Below are 2,889 nucleotides of genomic sequence, written 5' to 3'. Positions count from 1 at the left end.
CCAGAAAATCGCGTAACCAACATGAATACAGAGTTTAACAATTTCGCATTAACAGATTTTAAGAGACGCCAGTGATACATTTATTAATTTGACATTATGAAAATTAGAAATATAATATTGTCAGTATTGACAACAGCAGTGTCATCCTTTGGAGTCGTTGCGTCTCCTGGAGGTGTGACTCCTGCTGCCTCAAAGGTGAGTGAGGATTTTAATTCCATGTGGTCTGATAACACGCCAACTTTGAATCTTCCGGAAGGATGGCGAGTGGATAGAAATTTGACAGCTCCCAGAAAAGTTGGCAAATGGAATGACGCGGTGACCGACGTTATGTATACAGGCGGTGCGAATCTTGCATCGAATGCAAAAAACGGAACATGGAACTGGGGACCGGATGATGCTTCTTCGGATCGCGCGGTGGGTGGATTGTCTACTACGGTAAGCAATGGAACACGCTGCGTGAGCTACATGACAAAACTCACGAATGAGGATGACGCCAAGATTATAAATTATCTTGACATATCATATGTGGTTGAGAAATATCGTTTAGGCGCTAACGCGGCAGGTTTCTCCGTGCAGCTTTATTGGTCGGGCGATGGCGAAAAATGGTATTCGGCAGGGGAAAGCTTCAATACATATTTCCCGGCGGATGCAAGCACGGCAGGAGTGGCTGTCGTTCCTGTCTCTCAGACCGAGGTTGGCAACTCCCTGCGGGTGCATGTTGAACCGAAGAAAGATATTTATCTGGCATGGAATATATCTGTTGCTTCCGGGTCGACTCCGGATAAGGCACAAGGACTTGCTATAGATGATGTAGAGATTCAGGCATCTTTTACCGATAAGGATGATGACTGGAAAGATCCTTCGGAAGATGTGCCCGAGATTAATCATTCGGGAATATACATGCGTGGACAGGATGGATGGGATGCTTCGGATGAATGGGAGTTTGACAAAATAGATGAAACCACCTTTGTGCTCAGGGATAAAATCATTTCCGGCACTTTCAAAATTGCGGATGCATCCTGGAGCGCATCTTGCAATTACGGTTCGAACGGCACGAATATTGTAATGGATATGCCTTACGAGTTGAAGGCTGGTGTTGACGGCAATATTTCTTGCGGACCGAATGTGTTCAATTGTTCCTTAATTACATTGACAATAAAGGATGGAGTCGCGACTTTGCTTCTCAGTGCTAACGAAGACGCAGAAGGTCTAACCTCCGTTTATGTGATAGGAGACAATAACGGTTGGAATTATATGGATGCTTCCGGCATCTTGAAATATGATGCTTCTGATAAACTTTTTAAAGGCAGGGTTTCAATGCCTGCCGGCTCTGACGGTTTGAGCCGTTGGATGATCTATCAGCGCTTGGGTATGGCAGGTGCATGGGGACTTAATGAAGATTCCTCGTTGCCATCAACGGAAGGGACGCTGATCAAAGGTAAGAAATGTAATGCGTGTGTGGAGCCGGGCACGTATGACATAACTTTTGACTTGCAAACAGGTGGATATACGTTTACAAAAGTCAGTTCGGCGGTATCTTCTCTTGTAATTAATCCGGTTGAGACAATCCTTGTGCCGGAGCTTCCTTCGGAAATAAAGGTTCTTTCGCTCAATAATTCGCTGATCTATTATAATGATCAGGATGTGATGTTCAATGACATAGCCAAAGGAGAAGGGAAAGTGGCGGAATGGACTAAGCATACACTGTTAGGTAAACCCCTTTCAACCCATTGGAATGAAGGGGAAGGTCTTGCAGATGACGGGCAACCAGGCGCAAAAATGCTCGTGCGTTCACAACCTTGGAGCCATATTATTCTTCAGGAACAGAGCTCCCTTCCTCGCACTGATCCCGAAACGTTCCGCAATAATGTAAAGTTATGGGTGGAATATATCCGTCAACGTTGTCCGAATCCGAATGCTGTAATCATTATGCCTGTAAACTGGGCATACGCAGGAGATTGGGGTAACTTTACAAAATTTAATGAATTGTTCATTGCCAACTATTCCAAGGTTGCGGCTGAGTTCGGGATAGTGCTTTGTCCTGTGGCAAATGCATACCAGGCTGTTTATGATGATAAGGGTGCGGTCGCAGCCGAAGGATTGTTTCTGGATGACAGACATCCTACAGCAAAAGCTACATACATGGCGGCATGTATGGAATATGGACTGATTTTCGGAACGGATCCTTTAGACATATCCACTCATCCAACTTCAATTTCTTCCGCTGAAGCATTGGAAATGAGGACATATGCATCTAATGCCCTTAAAGGTTTTATACAGACTGTTGATCATCATTCCGGAATGATCAATTTCGATGCGCGTATGTCGGATGAATTTGGTATGGATGTTGAAGGGGATATAACATTCCATGCGGATAACGGGGCTACAATTTCACCGGAAGGTGTGTTTAAGGCTCCGGATTGCAATGAAGCGGTGTATAATGTTACTGCAAATGGTGGAGGTTTTGAAGCAAAAGCTGTGGTGATGGTAAGAAAAGCGGTTGAGAAGATGGATATCATCCCTTCTGTAGATATGTCGGCAGGAAATACGCACTACATTCAAAATTTTGATGAAATAGGAGATGCTGCAGCGGCACGCTTGCCTAAGGGATGGCGTGTGCAGGGGCAACAGGATGGAGAGCTGCCGTCTTTCTATAAAGGGGTGGAAAATACCACATATGCCGGAGGGGTGTCTCTTCCGTCTAATGCTAAGAACGGATTGTGGAATTTTGGTGCATCCACGTCTACGGATCGTGCGGTGGGTGGTATCACAACCGGTGTTGCCGGTGGCACGCGTAAGGTTAACGTCATGTTGTTGCTGACCAATAGCGGTAAAAAGAAACTTACGGATATTTCATTAAGTTATGATATCGAGAAATATCGTAAAGGT

Annotated in this window: 1 protein-coding gene; it reads left to right on the top strand. The window is 45.0% G+C overall.

Going from position 1 to position 2,889, the window contains the following annotated elements; translation table 11 throughout:
- Nucleotides 1–96 precede the first annotated feature (96 nt).
- The coding region (locus JX312_RS11600; RefSeq protein ID WP_204458097.1) for a DUF4886 domain-containing protein at nucleotides 97–2,889 on the top strand (2,793 nt) is incomplete at its 3' end.

Source organism: Barnesiella sp. CU968, assembly GCF_905219685.1.
Taxonomy (GTDB): Bacteria; Bacteroidota; Bacteroidia; order Bacteroidales; family Muribaculaceae; genus Lepagella; species Lepagella muris_A.
Note: the sequence above shows the minus strand (reverse complement) of the source record. Positions and strands in the feature narration are given on the sequence as shown.